Annotated in this window: 14 protein-coding genes; 10 read left to right on the top strand and 4 right to left on the bottom strand. The window is 71.4% G+C overall.

The window, feature by feature from the left end; all coding sequences use genetic code 11:
* The first annotated feature begins 4 nt into the window (after nucleotides 1–4).
* A complete protein-coding gene (locus ACFW6B_RS03925) occupies nucleotides 5–721 on the top strand; it encodes a hypothetical protein (RefSeq protein ID WP_386591753.1) in 717 nt (238 codons plus the stop codon).
* A 160-nt stretch (nucleotides 722–881) separates the two neighbouring features.
* Here ACFW6B_RS03925 and ACFW6B_RS03920 read toward each other — a convergent pair whose 3' ends face one another.
* Entirely contained in the window at nucleotides 882–1895 is a 1014-nt protein-coding gene (locus ACFW6B_RS03920) for a LacI family DNA-binding transcriptional regulator (protein WP_386591752.1), read from the bottom strand.
* 451 nt (nucleotides 1896–2346) lie between these two features.
* Here ACFW6B_RS03920 and ACFW6B_RS03915 point away from each other — a divergent pair, with 451 nt between their 5' ends.
* The 7 genes from ACFW6B_RS03915 (at nucleotide 2347) to ACFW6B_RS03885 (ending at nucleotide 12135) form a co-directional block, all read left to right on the top strand.
* On the top strand, nucleotides 2347–4278 hold the full coding sequence (locus ACFW6B_RS03915) for an acyl-CoA dehydrogenase family protein (RefSeq protein ID WP_386591751.1): 1932 nt from the start codon (nucleotides 2347–2349) through the stop codon (nucleotides 4276–4278).
* Between the two features lie 307 nt (nucleotides 4279–4585).
* Nucleotides 4586–5842 carry a 1-deoxy-D-xylulose-5-phosphate reductoisomerase gene (gene dxr, locus ACFW6B_RS03910; protein WP_386591750.1) on the top strand — a complete coding sequence of 419 codons (1257 nt, stop codon included), beginning with the start codon at nucleotides 4586–4588 and terminating at the stop codon, nucleotides 5840–5842.
* On the top strand, nucleotides 5839–7143 hold the full coding sequence (locus tag ACFW6B_RS03905) for a M50 family metallopeptidase (RefSeq protein WP_386591749.1): 1305 nt from the start codon (nucleotides 5839–5841) through the stop codon (nucleotides 7141–7143). Before dxr ends, ACFW6B_RS03905 begins: the two co-directional genes overlap by 4 nt.
* Before the next feature lie 170 nt (nucleotides 7144–7313).
* Nucleotides 7314–8471: a flavodoxin-dependent (E)-4-hydroxy-3-methylbut-2-enyl-diphosphate synthase gene (ispG, locus tag ACFW6B_RS03900; RefSeq protein ID WP_103552208.1), complete on the top strand. Its 1158-nt coding sequence runs from the start codon at nucleotides 7314–7316 to the stop codon at nucleotides 8469–8471.
* Nucleotides 8472–8836: 365 nt separating this feature from the next.
* Nucleotides 8837–9685, top strand: coding sequence for a GNAT family N-acetyltransferase (locus tag ACFW6B_RS03895; RefSeq protein ID WP_386591747.1), 849 nt, complete (start codon nucleotides 8837–8839; stop codon nucleotides 9683–9685).
* A gap of 61 nt (nucleotides 9686–9746) precedes the next feature.
* Nucleotides 9747–10316, top strand: coding sequence for a GNAT family N-acetyltransferase (locus ACFW6B_RS03890; protein WP_386591746.1), 570 nt, complete (start codon nucleotides 9747–9749; stop codon nucleotides 10314–10316).
* 127 nt (nucleotides 10317–10443) lie between these two features.
* Nucleotides 10444–12135, top strand: coding sequence for a proline--tRNA ligase (locus ACFW6B_RS03885; protein ID WP_386591745.1), 1692 nt, complete (start codon nucleotides 10444–10446; stop codon nucleotides 12133–12135).
* 284 nt (nucleotides 12136–12419) lie between these two features.
* Here the strand turns inward: ACFW6B_RS03885 and ACFW6B_RS03880 are convergent, their stop codons facing one another.
* Genes ACFW6B_RS03880 through ACFW6B_RS03870 form a run of 3 tightly spaced genes read right to left on the bottom strand, consistent with a single transcriptional unit; the run spans nucleotide 12420 to nucleotide 14458 of the window.
* Nucleotides 12420–13364: an aminoglycoside phosphotransferase family protein gene (locus ACFW6B_RS03880; protein WP_386592170.1), complete on the bottom strand. Its 945-nt coding sequence runs from the start codon at nucleotides 13362–13364 to the stop codon at nucleotides 12420–12422.
* Between the two features lie 39 nt (nucleotides 13365–13403).
* The gene (locus tag ACFW6B_RS03875; RefSeq protein WP_386591744.1) at nucleotides 13404–13877 is read right to left on the bottom strand and encodes a ferritin-like domain-containing protein; all 474 of its coding nucleotides are present in this window, start codon (nucleotides 13875–13877) and stop codon (nucleotides 13404–13406) included.
* A complete protein-coding gene (locus tag ACFW6B_RS03870; protein ID WP_386591743.1) occupies nucleotides 13874–14458 on the bottom strand; it encodes a hypothetical protein in 585 nt (194 codons plus the stop codon). Before ACFW6B_RS03870 ends, ACFW6B_RS03875 begins: the two co-directional genes overlap by 4 nt.
* Before the next feature lie 251 nt (nucleotides 14459–14709).
* On the opposite strand from ACFW6B_RS03870, the gene rimP reads away from it, so the two are divergent.
* Nucleotides 14710–15207 (top strand): ribosome maturation factor RimP, encoded by a 498-nt coding sequence (gene rimP / locus ACFW6B_RS03865; protein WP_386591742.1) that lies wholly within the window; start codon nucleotides 14710–14712, stop codon nucleotides 15205–15207.
* A 2-nt stretch (nucleotides 15208–15209) separates the two neighbouring features.
* Nucleotides 15210–16208, top strand: coding sequence for a transcription termination factor NusA (gene nusA / locus ACFW6B_RS03860; protein WP_037626182.1), 999 nt, complete (start codon nucleotides 15210–15212; stop codon nucleotides 16206–16208).
* Nucleotides 16209–16252 lie beyond the last annotated feature (44 nt).

The following is a 16252-nucleotide window of genomic DNA, read 5'->3' as shown; positions in this document are numbered from 1 at the left end:
CCCCATGGCACACCGCACACCGCACAGGATCACCAAGGCCCTGATCGCCCCCGCGCTGGCGCTCGGCGCGACGGTCGGACTCGCCTCGGCCCCCGCCCAGGCCGCCGTCTGGTCCTCCTGCGACCAGTGGGGCAACACCACCCTGAACGGCTACACGCTCTACAACAACATCTGGGGCTCCGGCGCGGGCAGCCAGTGCGTCTGGGCCAACTCCGGCACCAACTGGGGAGTCTGGGCCAACCACCCCGACACCGGCGGCATCAAGTCGTACCCCAACTCCAAGAAGTACGTGGGCAAGACGATCGCGGGGCTGTCCTCGCTCAAGAGCAGCTACAACGTCACGGTCCCGTCGTCCGGCGCCTACAACACCTCGTACGACATCTGGGACACCGACTACGACTACGAGACCATGCTCTGGGTCAACTACAACGGCGCCGTCGGCGCGCTCGGCACCTCCCAGGGCACGCTCACGCTGAACGGCAACACCTGGAGCGTCTACAAGGGCAACAACGGCGCGAACGACGTCTTCTCGTTCCTGCGCAGCTCGGACTCCACGTCCGGCACCATCGACATCCTCCCGATCATGAGGTGGATCGCGAACACCAAGGGCTGGATGTCCAGCGCCGAGACCATCGGCGACGTGCAGTTCGGCTTCGAGATCACCTCGTCCGCGGGCGGCCTCGACTTCGTCACCAACAACCTGACGGTCAGCAGCAGCTGACCCGGACGCGTGGTGCGGCCGGTCCCCGTGGGGGCCGGCCGCACCTGCCGGGGGGAGTGTCCTGGCCGGCCACGGGCAGCCGTGCCCCGTCCCGCAGGAACAGCGGGATCCGGTCCAGCGGCGCGTCCACCGTCACGGCCGCGCCCCTGGGGAGACCGGCTCAGGGAGCGGCCGGTGCCGGCCCCGTGCTCGCCCGTACCGTCAGCTCCGGGGCGATCAGTACGACTTCGTCCTCGCCGCGTCCTTCGAGCTTGGCGATCAGACGCTCGACGGCATGGCGGCCCATGTCCTGCGCGGGGATGGCGACCGAGGTCAGCCGCACCGAGGCCTGGGTGGCGACCTGCTCCGGGCAGATCGCGATCACCGAGACGTCCTCGGGCACGGCACGGCCCTTCTGGCGCAGCAGTGCCAGCAGCGGTTCGACCGCCGACTCGTTCTGCACGACGAAGCCCGTGGTGCCCGGGCGTTCGTCGAGGATGCGGGCGAGGGTGAGGGCCATCGCGTCGTAGCCGCCCTCGCAGGGCCGGTGCAGCACGCGCAGCCCCAGCTCCCGCGAGCGGGAACGGAGCCCGTCGAGGGTCCGCTCGGCGAAGCCGGTGTGCCGCTCGTAGACGGCGGGCGCCTCGCCGATGACAGCGATGTCACGGTGGCCGAGCAGCGCCAGGTGCTCGGCGCACAGCGCGCCCGTCGCCCCGAAGTCGAGGTCGACGCAGGTCAGGCCGCTGGTGTCGGCGGGGAGACCGATGAGCACGGAGGGCTGGTCCGTCTCGCGCAGCAACGGGAGCCGCTCGTCGTCGAGTTCGACGTCCATCAGGATCATCGCGTCGGCGAGCCCGCTGCCGGTGACCCGGCGCACCGCGTCGGGCCCCTCCTCGCCGGTGAGCAGCAGGACGTCGTAACCGTGGGTCCTGGCGTTCGTGGCCACCGCGATGGCGATCTCCATCATCACGGGTACGTACATGTCGGTGCGCAGCGGGACCATCAGCGCGATGATGTTGGACCGGCTGCTCGCCAGGGCGCGGGCGCCCGCGTTCGGGTGGTAGCCGAGTTCCTGGATGCTCCGCTCGACCCGCTGGCGGGTGCTCGTGGAGATGGACCGCTTGCCGCTGAGGACATAGCTCACCGTGCTCGCCGAGACTCCGGCGTGCTGGGCGACCTCGGCGAGGGTGACCATCCAGCTCTCCCAGCTTTGTGAAGCGCTTCGACAGTGCGCGCGGTACCGATAGGGGCGAATGAGGGTGGCTCGACACTAGCCCGGTGAAGGAATCGTGTCCATAGGCTGTCGAAGCGCTTCGACAGTGAATTCCCGCCCGTCGTGCGGCGGTGATGTTCCGGGCGTGGTGCCGTCGGTGTCCCGGGCGCGGGGCGGTCTCCCGGTGGCCGTGCGGAGCTTCCCCCGTCCGGCGCACCCGGCCGTCCCCCGTCCGGCGCACCCGGCCGTCCCCCGTCCGGCCCCCGGAGCGGCCTTGTGGCGCAACGCCGGTGACCGTCCTGCGGGCGAAGCCCATGGCGCGGAACGCTGCGCGAGGACTGGTGGGGTCATCCGGAATCGGGTAAATACGATCGAGTAGAACCGGTCGGTAACGAACTGTCCCAAGATCCCTATTCGCGGCGAGGTGAGCCTCATGTCCGCCACACCCCACAAGCCCACAGTCACCGAACGTGAGGCCCGACAGGTCGCCGAGGCCGCACGCGAACAGGACTGGCGCAAGCCCAGTTTCGCCAAGGAGCTCTTCCTCGGCCGCTTCCGGCTCGACCTGATCCACCCCCACCCGCTCCCTGCCGACGAGGACACGCTGCGCGGCGAGGAGTTCCTGGCCAAACTGCGGGACTTCTGCGAGACGAAGATCGACTCCGCCCGGATCGAGCGCGAGGCACGGATCCCGGACGAGACCATCACCGGGCTCAAGGAACTCGGCGCCCTCGGCATGAAGATCGACACCAAGTACGGCGGCCTCGGTCTCACCCAGGTGTACTACAACAAGGCCCTCGCGCTGGTCGGCTCCGTGAACCCGGCGCTCGGCGCGCTGCTCTCGGCCCACCAGTCGATCGGCGTGCCCCAGCCGCTGAAACTCTTCGGCACCCAGGAGCAGCGGGACGCCTTCCTGCCGCGCTGCGCCCGCACCGACATCTCCGCCTTCCTGCTCACCGAGCCGGACGTCGGCTCCGACCCGGCGCGGCTCGCCACGACCGCCGTACCGGACGGCGACGACTACGTCCTCGACGGGGTGAAGCTCTGGACGACCAACGGCGTCGTCGCGGACCTCCTCGTCGTCATGGCGCGCGTCCCGAAGTCCGAGGACCACAAGGGCGGCATCACGGCCTTCGTGGTGGAGGCCGCCTCGGAGGGCGTCACGGTCGAGCACCGCAACGCGTTCATGGGCCTGCGCGGCCTGGAGAACGGCGTCACCCGCTTCCACCGGGTGCGGGTGCCGGCCGCCAACCGCATCGGACCCGAGGGGGCGGGCCTGAAGATCGCCCTCACCACCCTCAACACCGGCCGCCTCTCGCTGCCCGCGATGTGCGTGGGCGCGGGCAAGTGGTGCCTGAAGATCGCCCGTGAGTGGTCGGCGGTGCGCGAGCAGTGGGGCAAGCCGGTCGCCCACCACGAGGCCGTCGGCTCCAAGATCTCCTTCATCGCCGCCACCACCTTCGCGCTGGAGGCCGTGCTCGACCTGTCCTCGCAGATGGCCGACGAGAACCGCAACGACATCCGCATCGAGGCCGCCCTCGCCAAGCTGTACGGCTCCGAGATGGCCTGTCTGATGGCCGACGAACTGGTCCAGATCCGCGGCGGCCGGGGCTTCGAGACGGCCGAGTCGCTGGCGGCCCGCGGCGAGCGCGCGGTCCCCGCCGAGCAACTCCTGCGCGACCTGCGCATCAACCGCATCTTCGAGGGCTCCACGGAGATCATGCACCTGCTGATCGCCCGGGAGGCCGTCGACGCCCACCTCTCGGTGGCCGGTGACCTCATCGACCCCGACAAGTCCCTCCAGGAGAAGGCGAAGGCGGGCGCGAACGCCGGTGTCTTCTACGCCAAGTGGCTGCCGAAGCTGGTCGCGGGAGCCGGCCAGCTCCCGCGCTCGTACGGCGAGTTCCACCACGAGGTGGACCTCTCCACGCACCTGCGGTACGTCGAGCGCAACGCCCGCAAGCTCGCCCGGTCCACCTTCTACGCGATGTCGCGCTGGCAGGGCCGCATGGAGACCAAGCAGGGCTTCCTGGGCCGGATCGTCGACATCGGCGCGGAGCTCTTCGCGATGAGCGCGGCCTGCGTGCGGGCCGAACTCCTGCGCACCCAGGGCGATCACGGGCGCGAGGCGTACCAGCTCGCCGACGCCTTCTGCCGTCAGTCCCGCATCCGCGTCGAGGAACTCTTCGGACGCCTGTGGACCAACACCGACGACCTCGACCGCAAGGTCGTCAAGGGCGTCCTGTCCGGCACCTACACCTGGCTGGAGGAGGGCGTCCTCGACCCCTCGGGCGACGGTCCCTGGATCGCCGACGCCACTCCGGGCGAGAGCACCCGGGAGAACGTGCACCGTCCCGTCCGCTGACGGCCGCCCGGGCGGGGCGTCCGTCCCCGCCCGCGCCGTGGGGGCCGGCCCGCTGACCGGCGGGCCGGCCGCACCCCGGCCCCGGCGGGCACCCGCACGCCCCCGGGTCCGGGCCCCCCGGCCGCGGCCGCCCCCGTGCCCGTGCCCGCCCCCGTGTCCGTGCCCGGCCACGGTCCCGCGCCACGGCACCCCCGACACGCCCCCGACACGCCCCCGACACGCCCGGACACCGCCGGGCACGGGGAGTGACGGCGGGAATGAGGGACGCCCTGTCTTCCGGCGGACGGGATGCGGCCACAATGGGGGGATGAGCGACAGTCCAGCCCCCCTCGCTGATCCGCATCTCGTCTTCGACCCCGTGAACGGAGTCCGGGATGTCGTGATCCTCGGATCCACCGGCTCGATCGGCACCCAGGCCATCGACCTCGTGCTGCGCAACCCCGACCGGTTCCGGGTCACCGCGCTGTCCGCCGCCGGCGGCAGGACCGACCTGCTCGCCGAGCAGGCCCACCTGCTGCGGGTGCGGACGGTCGCCGTGGCGCGCGAGGAGGCCGTTCCGGAGCTCAGGGAGGCCCTCGCGGCCCGGTACGCGCCCGGCGAGACCCTTCCCGAGATCCTCGCGGGACCCGACGCGGCCACCCAGGTCGCCGCGTCGGACTGCCACACCGTCCTCAACGGCATCACCGGCTCCATCGGCCTCGCGCCCACCCTCGCCGCGCTGGAGGCGGGCCGCACCCTCGCGCTCGCCAACAAGGAGTCGCTCATCGTCGGCGGCCCGCTGGTGAAGGCGCTGGCGAAGCCGGGCCAGATCATCCCGGTCGACTCCGAGCACGCGGCCCTCTTCCAGGCGCTGGCCTCCGGCACGCGCGCGGACGTGCGCAAACTCGTGGTGACCGCCTCCGGGGGCCCGTTCCGGGGCCGTACGAAGGCGGAGCTGGCGGACGTGAAGCCGGCCGACGCCCTCGCGCACCCCACCTGGGCCATGGGCCCGGTCATCACGGTCAACTCCGCGACCCTGGTGAACAAGGGGCTGGAAGTCATCGAGGCGCACCTCCTCTACGACATTCCCTTCGACCGCATTGAGGTGGTCGTGCACCCGCAGTCGTATGTCCACTCGATGGTGGAATTCACGGACGGCTCGACGATGGCCCAGGCGACGCCCCCCGACATGCGGGGGCCCATCGCCATCGGTATCGGCTGGCCCGAGCGCGTCCCGGACGCGGCTCCCGCCTTCGACTGGACGAAGGCGTCGACCTGGGAGTTCTTCCCCCTCGACGACGAGGCCTTCCCGTCGGTGGGACTCGCCCGGCACGTGGGGCGGCTCGCGGGCACGGCCCCGGCGGTGTTCAATGCCGCCAACGAGGAGTGCGTGGACGCGTTCCTGAACGGTTCGCTGCCGTTCAACGGGATCATGGAGACCGTCACCCGGGTCGTCGAGGAACACGGCACACCGCGTACGGGAACTTCCCTGACCGTCGCGGACGTCCTCGAAGCGGAGACCTGGGCACGGGCCCGGGCCCGTGAACTGACGGCACAGACGACAATCGCGGAGGCTCGTGCATGACGACCCTGATGATGATCCTCGGCATAGTCGTCTTCGTGATCGGCCTGCTGATCTCGATCGCGTGGCACGAGCTGGGACATCTGTCGACCGCCAAGCTCTTCGGCATCCGGGTCCCGCAGTACATGGTGGGCTTCGGCCCGACCATCTGGTCGCGCAGGAAGGGCGAGACGGAGTACGGCATCAAGGCCGTTCCGCTCGGCGGCTACATCCGCATGATCGGGATGTTCCCGCCCGGCCCGGACGGCCGGATCGAGGCCCGCTCGACCTCCCCGTTCCGGGGCATGATCGAGGACGCCCGGTCGGCCGCCTTCGAGGAACTGAGGCCCGGGGACGAGACCCGCCTCTTCTACACGCGCAAGCCGTGGAAGCGCGTGATCGTGATGTTCGCCGGTCCCTTCATGAACCTCGTCCTCGCCGTCGCGATCTTCCTCGGCGTGATGATGACGTTCGGCATCCAGACCCAGACCACCACGGTCGGCAAGGTCTCCGACTGCGTCATCCAGCAGAGCGAGAACCGCACGAAGTGCGCGAAGGACGACCAGGCGGCGCCGGCCAAGGCCGCCGGGCTCCGGGGCGGTGACAAGATCGTCGCGTTCGACGGCGAGAAGGTCGGCGACTGGGCGGCCCTCCAGGCCGACATCCGGTCCAACCCCGGCAAGGACGTCACGATCACCGTCGAGCGCGCGGGGCGGCAGATCGACCTGAAGGCTCACCTGATCAAGAACCAGGTGAGCAAGACCGACGGCAACGGCGGCTATGTCGAGGGCAAGTACGTGTACGCCGGCTTCCTCGGCTTCACGCCCGCCTCCGGCATCGTCGAGCAGTCCTTCGGCCAGTCCGTGGACCGCATGGGCGACATGATGCAGAACGGCGTCGAGTCCCTGGTCGCGCTGCCCGCCAAGGTTCCCGACCTCTGGGACGCGGCCTTCGGTGACGGCCCGCGCAAGGCCGACTCCCCGATGGGCGTGGTCGGTGCGGCCCGTATCGGCGGCGACGTCTTCACCCTGGACATCCCCGCCTCGCAGCAGGTCGCGATGATGCTCCTGCTCGTCGCCGGGTTCAACCTCTCCCTGTTCCTGTTCAACATGCTCCCGCTGCTCCCGCTCGACGGCGGGCACATCGCGGGTGCCCTGTGGGAGTCCCTGCGGCGGAACGTCGCCCGCGTGCTGCGGCGCCCGGACCCGGGCCCGTTCGACGTGGCGAAGCTGATGCCGGTGGCCTACGTGGTGGCGGGGATCTTCGTCTGCTTCACGATCCTCGTCCTCATCGCGGACGTCGTAAATCCCGTGAAAATCTCATAGCCGTACCGCATTGGTGATGGCCGGGCACCTCGGGTGTCCGGCCATCTTCCGTTCAGCGGGTTTGAACGCCGGGGGCGCGGTGCGCTTGGCGGTGCGCCCGTACCATAATCTCGAACCCCGGAGCCCATGATTTCCGGGACCTTGATCCACAACTTGGGGTTGCACAGCAGATGACTGCGATTTCTCTCGGCATGCCGTCCGTTCCGACCAAGCTGGCCGAGCGCCGCAAGACCCGGCAGATCCAGGTCGGGACCGTCGCCGTGGGCGGAGACGCACCCGTCTCGGTGCAGTCGATGACGACCACGCGTACGTCGGACATCGGCGCCACGCTCCAGCAGATCGCCGAGCTGACCGCCTCCGGCTGCCAGATCGTGCGGGTCGCCTGTCCCACCCAGGACGACGCCGACGCGCTCGCCACGATCGCCAAGAAGTCCCAGATCCCCGTCATCGCGGACATCCACTTCCAGCCGAAGTACGTCTTCGCGGCGATCGAAGCCGGCTGCGCGGCCGTGCGCGTCAACCCCGGCAACATCAAGCAGTTCGACGACCAGGTCAAGGAGATCGCGCGGGCCGCGAAGGACACCGGCACCCCGATCCGCATCGGCGTCAACGCCGGCTCCCTCGACAAGCGGCTGCTCCAGAAGTACGGCAAGGCGACGCCCGAGGCGCTCGTCGAGTCCGCGCTGTGGGAGGCGTCCCTCTTCGAGGAGCACGACTTCCACGACATCAAGATCTCGGTCAAGCACAACGACCCGGTCGTCATGGTCAACGCCTACCGCCAGCTCGCCGCCGCCTGCGACTACCCGCTGCACCTCGGCGTGACCGAGGCCGGCCCCGCCTTCCAGGGCACCATCAAGTCGGCCGTCGCCTTCGGCGCCCTGCTCTCCGAGGGCATCGGCGACACCATCCGGGTCTCCCTGTCGGCCCCGCCGGTCGAGGAGGTCAAGGTCGGCCTGCAGATCCTCCAGTCGCTGAACCTGCGCCAGCGCGGCCTGGAGATCGTCTCCTGCCCGTCCTGCGGCCGTGCCCAGGTCGACGTCTACAAGCTCGCCGAAGAGGTGACCGCCGGTCTCACCGGCATGGAGGTCCCGCTCCGCGTCGCCGTCATGGGCTGTGTCGTCAACGGTCCCGGCGAGGCCCGCGAGGCCGACCTCGGCGTCGCCTCCGGCAACGGCAAGGGGCAGATCTTCGTCAAGGGAGAGGTCATCAAGACCGTCCCCGAGTCGAAGATCGTGGAGACCCTGATCGAAGAGGCGATGAAGCTCGCCGAGCAGATGGAGGCCGACGGAGTCGCCTCCGGCGAGCCCACGATCTCCGTGGCGGGCTGACCCCGCCGCCTGCGGCCGGGTGAACGCCCGGCCGCAGGCACGAGGCCACACCTTGGAACCCCGGCCGGGATGCCAGGGGCGCGGGGAACTGCGCGCCCAGCCCCCGTGACCTGCACCCGGGTGACCACACCGGGCCCCGCCCCGGCAGCCGCAGAAAACAAGGTTCCCTTTCGAACCCCGGCCGGGCGGAGCCACCCAGGGGCGCGGGGAACTGCGCGCCCAGCCCCCACGATCCGCACCCTGGCGACCACACCGGGCTCCGCCCCCGTGGCCCTGCTTCCCAGTCCGGCCAGAGGACCAAGCGAGGCACAACCACGCCAGGTACAGTGCGGAGATCAGCAGATCCCAGGGTGAGGCCCCCGTACGTGTTGACCCAGACCACCACCAGGGTCCTCGAACCGAGTGACCTGGACGCCGCGCTCGCCGTCCTCGGCCGCGAGCCGGTGGCGAACGCCTTCGTCACCTCCCGAGTACAGGTCGCCGGGCTCGACCCGTGGCGGCTCGGCGGCGAGATGTGGGGCTGGTACGAGGACGGCATGCTGCAGTCCCTCTGCTACGCGGGCGCCAACCTCGTCCCGATCTGCGCCACCCCGCGCGCCGTGCGCGGCTTCGCCGACCGGGCCCGCAGGAGCGGCCGCCGCTGCTCCTCGATCGTCGGCCCCGCCGAATCCACCGCCCAGCTGTGGCGGCTGCTCGAACCGAGCTGGGGCCCCGCCCGGGAGATCCGCGCCCACCAGCCGCTGATGGTCACCGACCGGCTGCCCGCCGACGTCACCCCGGATCCGTACGTCCGCCGCATCCGCAAGGACGAGATGGAGACGATCATGCCGGCCTGCGTCGCCATGTTCACCGAGGAGGTCGGCGTCTCCCCGCTGGCCGGCGACGGCGGCCTGCTCTACCAGGCCAGGGTCGCGGAACTCGTCGGCTCCGGCCGCTCCTTCGCCCGCCTCGACCCCGACGGCAACGTCGTCTTCAAGGCGGAGATCGGCGCCGCGACCGCCGAGGCCTGCCAGATCCAGGGAGTGTGGGTGGCCCCCGAGTACCGCGGCCGGGGACTCGCGGCCCCCGGCATGGCCGCCGTGCTGCGCTACGCCCTCGCCGACGTCGCCCCGGTCGTCAGCCTCTACGTCAACGACTTCAACACGGCGGCCCGGGCGACGTACCGCCGCGTCGGCTTCCAGGAGGCCGGCGCGTTCATGAGTGTCCTGTTCTGACGACCGGCACAGGCCCGTCGGCACCTCACGCGTCACACGGTCCTCCGGGTAGTCTCCCGGCATGCTGCGCTTTCCCGGCCACGGCCACCGCGACTCCGACGACGTGGTCATCGGTCCGCTCGATCTCGCCGCGCGCGTCGACGAGGCGCTCGCCGTGCAGGCGCTCGCCTTCGGCCTCGGCGCCGACGAGATCGCCGTACGCCGTCAGATCGTGCTGCGCCACCTCACGTACCCGGGAGCCCGCGCGCTCGGCGCCACCACCGTCGACGGACGGCTCGTGGGATTCGTCTACGGCATGCCCAACGACCGCGCGCACTGGTGGTCCACCGTCGTCGAGCCGTATCTGCGCGACCAGGGCCACGACGGCTGGCTCGACGACTCCTTCGTGATCACCGAACTGCACGTCCACCCCCGCTTCCAGAACCGGGGGGTCGGCCGCACCCTGATCACCGGCATCACGGACACGGCCGCCGAACCCCGCTCGATCCTCTCCGCGATCGACACCGACAGCCCGGCCCGCGGCCTGTACCGCTCCCTCGGCTACGAGGACCTCGCACGGCAGGTCCTGTTCCCCAGCGCGCCCAAGCCGTACGCCGTGATGGGCGCCCCGCTCCCACTGCGGCGCCCCTGAATCCCGCGTCCGCCGAGGCGCTCCCCGGGGCCCCGCTCCCGCCGCGACACCCCTAATGGATTTCCGGGGACGGCCGCTGCCCGGCTAACCTCCAGGCATCACCCTTACGCAGCAGGAGTCGAGAATCATGGCCCAGGTCCAGCGCATGTCCCGTTTGATGGTCAAGACATTGCGTGACGACCCGGCGGACGCCGAGACGCTCAACCACAAGCTGCTCGTCCGCGCCGGCTACGTCCGCCGCAACGCCGCGGGCATCTGGACCTGGCTGCCCCTCGGCAAGAAGGTCCTCGACAACATCTCCCGCGTGGTCCGCGAGGAGATGGACGCGATCGGCGCCCAGGAAGTGCTCCTGCCGGCCCTGCTGCCCAAGGAGCCCTACGAGGCCTCGGCCCGCTGGGAGGAGTACGGCGACCTGCTCTTCCGCCTCAAGGACCGCAAGGGCGCGGAGTACCTGCTCGGTCCGACCCACGAGGAGATCTTCACGCTGATCGTGAAGGACCAGGTGGCCTCGTACAAGGACCTGCCGGTCATGCTCTACCAGATCCAGACGAAGTACCGGGACGAGGCCCGTCCGCGCGCCGGTGTGCTGCGCGGCCGCGAGTTCCAGATGAAGGACTCGTACTCCTTCGACATCACGGACGAGGGCCTCGCCGAGTCCTACCGCCTGCACCGCGAGGCCTACCAGAAGATCTTCGCGCGTCTGGGTCTCGACTACCGCATCGTGTCCGCCGTCTCCGGCGCCATGGGCGGCTCGGCCTCCGAGGAGTTCCTCGCGCCCGCCCCCGCCGGCGAGGACACCTTCGTGGACTGCCCCGCCTGCGACTACGCCGCCAACACGGAGGCCGTGACCTTCAAGCTCACGCCCGTCTCCGAGGAGCACGGCGCCGTCGAGGAGCTGGACACCCCCGACACCCCGACCATCGAGACGCTCGCCGAGCACCTCGGCGTGCCCGCCTCCGCGACGCTGAAGAACCTGCTGGTCAAGGTCGACGGCGAGATCGTGGCCGTGGGCGTCCCCGGCGACCGCGAGGTCGACCTCGGCAAGCTGGGCGAGCACCTCGCCCCGGCCGTCGTCGAACTCGTCACGGCCGAGGACTTCGAGGGCCGCACCGACCTCGTACGCGGCTACGTGGGCCCGCAGGGCCTGGAGAAGGTCCGCTACATCGCCGACCCGCGCGTCGCTCCCGGCACGGCCTGGATCACCGGCGCCAACAAGATCGACACGCACGTGAAGAACGTCGTGGCCGGCCGTGACTTCGAGGTCGACGACTACCTGGACGTCGTCGTGGTGGAAGAGGGCGACCCCTGCCCGAAGTGCGGCACCGGCCTCAAGCTGGACCGCGCCATCGAGATCGGCCACATCTTCCAGCTCGGCCGCAAGTACGCCGACACCTTCGGCCTCGACGTCCTCGGACAGCAGGGCAAGCCGGTCCGGGTGACCATGGGCTCGTACGGCATCGGCGTCTCCCGCGCCGTCGCCGCGCTGGCGGAGCAGTCGGCCGACGAGCAGGGTCTGTGCTGGCCCAAGGAGATCGCCCCGGCCGACGTGCACGTGGTCGCGGCGGGCAAGGCCCTCCAGACCGAGCTGGCGCTCGACGTGTCCGAGAGGCTCGGCGCCGCCGGCGTCCGCGTCCTGGTCGACGACCGTGCCGGCGTCTCCCCGGGCGTGAAGTTCACCGACGCGGAGCTCATCGGCGTACCGAAGATCCTCGTCGCCGGCCGCCGCTCGGCCGAGGGCGTCCTGGAGCTGAAGGACCGCCGCACCGGCGAGCGCGAGGAACTGACCGTCGACGAGGCGATCGCCCGCCTGACGGCGTGACAGGACCTCGAGCGGCGTCCCGCCCCCTCTTCGGAGGCGCGGGGCGCCGCTCAGGCGTTTTTGGGACGCGGCGCCACGCGGCTCCTGGCCCGGCCCCCTCGGCCGCCCGGGACAGGGCCACTGGTCCCGCACGCGACGAAGGACGTCACCCGGCTCTTTGGGACGCGGCTCCGCGCCGCCCGGGACGCGGGGCACCGCGCCGTGTCGGCTCCGCGGTTCGCGGGGCGCGCCGAGGACGGCTATCCGTCGTACGGCGGCACCACATCCGTGGTCCGGGCCGGTGTTCAGAGCCAGCCGGCGAACTCCAGGAGGAGTCCGGCGTCCTGGAGGCGGCCGACCCGGCCGGCCCGGACACCCGACTCGACGGCACGGAACAGCGTCCAGCCGCGCAGCCGCTCCTGGTCCACGTCCAGGGACTCGGCGAGCCGCTTGATCCGCCGCCGGGTGATCGACGGTCCCGAAGGAGACGCGATCAGGTCCTCCACCCGGTCGCGGACCAGCCGGGCCAGGTCGAACGCGCACTCGCCGACCACCGGGTCCGGCCCCACCGCCAGCCAGGGCACCCGTTCGGCGGCGAGCACCTTGCTCTGCCGGAAGGTGCCGTGCAGCAGCAGGGCCTCGGGCGGCTGGACGAGCAGTTCCTCGCGGGCCGCGAGCGCCGCCTCGACCAGAGCCGTGACCTCGGCACCCCCCGCCCCCGCAGCCGTGGCCCGCATGGCCTCGGCCTGCCGGCCGGTCCGCTCCGCCACGGTCTCGAGGACGGCGTCGGCGGGCGGCTCGACCCACAGCCGCCGCAGCGTCCCCGTGGCCTCCAGCAGGGCCTTCGCCTCGGGCAGCGACCGCACGGACACGTCCGGGTGCAGTCGTTCGAGGAGCAGGACTCCATCGGTGCCGACAACGTCCTGGAGTTCATCGGCGTCGAGAAGACGGACCGCGCCGCGGCCGTCCCAGTGGGCGAGCGCGGCCCGTTCGGCCTCCGGACGCGCCCGCCCGGGCGCCAGCTTCAGCACGGCGGGCGTCCCGTCGGCCCGGCGCACCAGGACGACCAGACTGCTGCGCCCGCCCGGCGCCTGCACCCGCTCCACGGTCAGCTCGCGCAGAGCGACGGCCCCACGGGCCAGTCCGGGCAGGCTCTCCAGCCACTCGTCGGCCTCGTCGGCGCCCTCCGGCCCGCTCCGGCGGGTCTCGCCGAGCGCCCGGAGGAGGCGCTGCGGCGGTTCGAAGGCCATGCGCGAGTCCATGCGCGAGATGTTCCCTTCCAGGTCGCGTTACGTCGGCGAGGGTGCCGTGGCGGACGGGCCGTCCGCCCGCTCTGCGAGCCCAGGGAAGGCTACGCTCCCGCCGCTCCAGCGCACCGCGCGGACGGCGGTCTCGCGCAGCGCCCCGGCCGCCGTGCGCCGCCGGTCACCGGTGGCGGCGCGTACGAGGTCGGAGTACACGGCGGCCACGCGCTCCTCCAGCTCCGCCGCGAACCGTATGGCCGCCGCGGTGTCCGTCACCGGGAAGGGCAGCATGTACGCGGCCGACGCGGCCTCGGGCTCGGCGCCCATGTCCTTGACCGCCCGCGCCAGTTCGTCCCGCCGCGCCCGGTGGGCGTCGTACGCCGACCGGGCGTCGGACCGGCGGGCCTCACCGATCCGGGCGCCCACGACGCCGTAGCCGTAGACGGCCGCGTGCTCGGCGCCCAGCGCGGCCTGCAGGGCCTTCAGCTCGGCTTCCTCGGTCTTGCTCCGCTTGCTCACTTCGCCGCCTTCGTCAGCAGGAACGCGTGGGCCGCTCCGGCCGCCGCCACGGAGGCGAGCAGCCGGGCGAGTTCGCCGGGGAGGTCCACCAGGGCCCGCGTCCGTTCGTCCGCGAGCGCCAGTTCGGCCGAGGCGAGATCGGCGAGCGCGTCCTTGGGCCGGGCCGGCACACCGGCGGAGCCGGCGGCCGAGGCCGAACCCGAGGCGGAAGCGGACGCCGAGGCGGTCGCGGACGGGGACTCGGCCGCCGATGCCGATGCCGACGGGGACCCCGACGCACCCGCGCTGCCGCCCCCGAACGCCGTCGCGTGCCGTACGACCTCCGCCCGCAGCGGGGCGAGCCGCTCCGCCAGCTCGGGATGGGCGGCGATCACCGCGGTGTACCGGCCGGAGAGCGTCACGCTGTCCCGGGCCGCACGCGCGCGGGCCCGGTCCGCGGCCGAGGGGCTCCCGCCGGTGGTGTCGTCGGACGACTCGGGAGCGGCGGAACAGCCCGCGAGCGCGAAGGCACCCGCGGCGGCCGCGAGCAGGGTCCTTCGGCGCGGACCCGACGGGGTGCGCGACGGCAGGGGGAACGACACGGCAGACGTCCTCGGAGGGCTCGTACGAATGTATGGGCGAACTGCCCGTGATCACGGTACCCGCGCATGGGCCGATCACGTCCCAGCGGCTCTCCTCCAACTCTCTCCGGCGCGGTTCCGGGGAGCTCCGCAGGCACCCGTCCGGGCGGGAGCACCCTCCCGGTGGACGGCAACACCCTCCGCGACCGGATACCCTTTGAGCTGACGCGCGACCAACCCACAACAGCACACGCGGCCGAGGAGTCACCCGGATGAGCACGACCCAGAGCGAGAGGCTTCGAGAACTCCTGGATCCGCTCGTGAGCTCCCAGGGCCTCGATCTCGAGGAGATCGAAGTGGAGTCCGTAGGCCGCAAGCGTGTGCTGCGCGTCGTCGTGGACTCGGACGAAGGTGCCGACCTGGACGCGATCGCCGATGTGAGCCGCGCGCTCTCGGCGAAGCTCGACGAGACCGACGTGATGGGTTCGGGTGAGTACACCCTCGAGGTCGGGACCCCCGGTGCCGAGCGCGAGCTCAAGGAGCACCGTCACTACGTACGCGCCACCGACCGCCTGGTGAAGTTCCAGCTGGCGGAGGACGGCGAACTGCTCGCGAGGATCCTGCGGGTCGAGGACGACGGTCTCGACGTCGAGGTGCCCGGCGTGAAGGGGCGCAAGCCCACCGCCAGGCGGCTCGCCTTCGACGACATCGCCAAGGCCCGCGTCCAGGTCGAGTTCAACCGCAAGGACAAGAAGGAAGAGGAGGCGTAGCCGTGGACATCGACATGAGTGCCCTGCGGGGTCTGGTGCGGGAGAAGGAGATCTCCTTCGACCTGCTGGTCGAGGCGATCGAGTCGGCCCTCCTCATCGCCTACCACCGCACCGAGGGAAGCCGCCGGCGCGCGCGCGTGAAACTCGACCGGGAGACCGGCCATGTGACCGTGTGGGCGAAGGAGGACCCCGAGGACCTGGAGGAGGGGCAGGAGGCCCGCGAGTTCGACGACACCCCCTCGGGGTTCGGCCGGATCGCCGCCACCACCGCCAAGCAGGTCATCCTGCAGCGCCTGCGGGACGCCGAGGACGACGCGACCCTCGGCGAGTACGCGGGCCGCGAGGGCGACATCGTCACCGGTGTGGTCCAGCAGGGCCGCGACCCGAAGAACGTGCTCGTGGACATCGGCAAGCTGGAGGCCATCCTGCCGGTGCAGGAGCAGGTGCCCGGCGAGACCTACGAGCACGGTCTGCGCCTGCGCTCGTACGTCGTCCGGGTGGCCAAGGGCGTTCGCGGTCCGTCCGTGACCCTGTCCCGTACGCACCCCAACCTCGTGAAGAAGCTCTTCGCGCTGGAGGTGCCGGAGATCGCCGACGGTTCCGTCGAGATCGCCGCCATCGCCCGTGAGGCCGGTCACCGCACGAAGATCGCCGTCCGGTCCAACCGCAGCGGTCTGAACGCCAAGGGCGCCTGCATCGGCCCCATGGGCGGCCGGGTGCGCAACGTGATGGCCGAACTGAACGGCGAGAAGATCGACATCGTCGACTGGTCGGACGACCCGGCGGACATGGTGGCCAACGCACTCTCCCCGGCCCGTGTCTCCAAGGTCGAGGTCGTCGACCTCGCGGCCCGCTCCGCGCGCGTGACGGTCCCCGACTACCAGCTGTCGCTGGCGATCGGCAAGGAGGGCCAGAACGCCCGCCTCGCCGCCCGCCTCACGGGCTGGCGGATCGACATCCGTCCGGACACGGAGCAGCCCGCCGAGCAGCGCGGGGAATAGGCCGGGAATAGATCCGGCCCGCGCATCGCTTACATCACGACAAC

Source organism: Streptomyces sp. NPDC058751 (assembly GCF_042746485.1).
GTDB lineage: Bacteria > Actinomycetota > Actinomycetes > Streptomycetales > Streptomycetaceae > Streptomyces.
This window is presented reverse-complemented; position numbering and strand designations above follow the sequence as displayed.

What these genes read in the sequence shown, in the direction of transcription:
- ACFW6B_RS03925 (WP_386591753.1), top strand. Translation starts at nt 5, where the DNA reads ATGGCACACCGCACACCGCACAGGATCACCAAGGCCCTGATCGCCCCC.
- ACFW6B_RS03920 (WP_386591752.1), bottom strand. Translation starts at nt 1,895, where the DNA reads ATGGTCACCCTCGCCGAGGTCGCCCAGCACGCCGGAGTCTCGGCGAGC.
- ACFW6B_RS03915 (WP_386591751.1), top strand. Translation starts at nt 2,347, where the DNA reads ATGTCCGCCACACCCCACAAGCCCACAGTCACCGAACGTGAGGCCCGA.
- dxr (WP_386591750.1), top strand. Translation starts at nt 4,586, where the DNA reads ATGAGCGACAGTCCAGCCCCCCTCGCTGATCCGCATCTCGTCTTCGAC.
- ACFW6B_RS03905 (WP_386591749.1), top strand. Translation starts at nt 5,839, where the DNA reads ATGACGACCCTGATGATGATCCTCGGCATAGTCGTCTTCGTGATCGGC.
- ispG (WP_103552208.1), top strand. Translation starts at nt 7,314, where the DNA reads ATGACTGCGATTTCTCTCGGCATGCCGTCCGTTCCGACCAAGCTGGCC.
- ACFW6B_RS03890 (WP_386591746.1), top strand. Translation starts at nt 9,747, where the DNA reads ATGCTGCGCTTTCCCGGCCACGGCCACCGCGACTCCGACGACGTGGTC.
- ACFW6B_RS03885 (WP_386591745.1), top strand. Translation starts at nt 10,444, where the DNA reads ATGGCCCAGGTCCAGCGCATGTCCCGTTTGATGGTCAAGACATTGCGT.
- ACFW6B_RS03880 (WP_386592170.1), bottom strand. Translation starts at nt 13,364, where the DNA reads ATGGCCTTCGAACCGCCGCAGCGCCTCCTCCGGGCGCTCGGCGAGACC.
- rimP (WP_386591742.1), top strand. Translation starts at nt 14,710, where the DNA reads ATGAGCACGACCCAGAGCGAGAGGCTTCGAGAACTCCTGGATCCGCTC.